The 607-nt window shown below is 48.8% G+C and carries 2 tRNA genes and 1 rRNA gene; all 3 read right to left on the bottom strand.

Annotated elements, in window-relative coordinates:
- Positions 1–201 precede the first annotated feature (201 nt).
- Positions 202–318: ribosomal RNA gene (gene rrf, locus C3B52_RS35770) — 5S ribosomal RNA — on the bottom strand.
- 83 nt (positions 319–401) lie between these two features.
- Positions 402–477, bottom strand: a tRNA-Ala gene (locus C3B52_RS35765).
- 24 nt (positions 478–501) lie between these two features.
- Positions 502–578 (bottom strand) — tRNA-Ile (locus C3B52_RS35760).
- Between the last annotated feature and the right edge of the window lie 29 nt (positions 579–607).

Genomic DNA, 607 nt, shown 5'->3' with positions numbered 1-607 from the left:
GGCTCCTAGCGCCAAGGCATCCACCGTGTGCCCTTAGTAACTTAACCACAATTGGTTAGCACTAAAAAGTACTTACACTTTAAATATCCTTAGCAATTACATGCAGTATCCAGTTTTCAAAGAACGACGACGCACAGGATGTGCTAGTGTCTGCGTTGCCTCATGGATGAGGCGATTTTAGCAGACGATCCTTTTACGTCCGCCTGGCAACGTCCTACTCTCCCGGCTCCCTGCGGAGCAAGTACCATCGGCGCTGGAGGGCTTAACGGCCGTGTTCGGCATGGGAACGGGTGTGTCCCCTCCGCCATCATCACCAGACGATTTTTCTCATTTCTCAAAAGTGACGAAGACTAATTTAGCATATCTTCTTATCTACTTTCAAGTATTATTTTTTTAGAAAATGGTGGAGCTGAACGGGATCGAACCGATGACCTCCTGCTTGCAAGGCAGGCGCTCTCCCAACTGAGCTACAGCCCCATAAGAAAACCAAAAATATTCAAATGGTGGGCCTAGGCTGACTCGAACAGCCGACCTCACGCTTATCAGGCGTGCGCTCTAACCAACTGAGCTATAGGCCCGCAAAGGAGAAATACTCCTTCAAAACTGA

It is taken from the genome of Brevibacillus reuszeri (assembly GCF_002897295.1).
GTDB classification, from domain to species: domain Bacteria; phylum Bacillota; class Bacilli; order Brevibacillales; family Brevibacillaceae; genus Brevibacillus; species Brevibacillus reuszeri_A.
The sequence above is the reverse complement of the archived record's forward strand: the minus strand, read 5'-3'. Positions and strand labels throughout refer to the sequence as shown.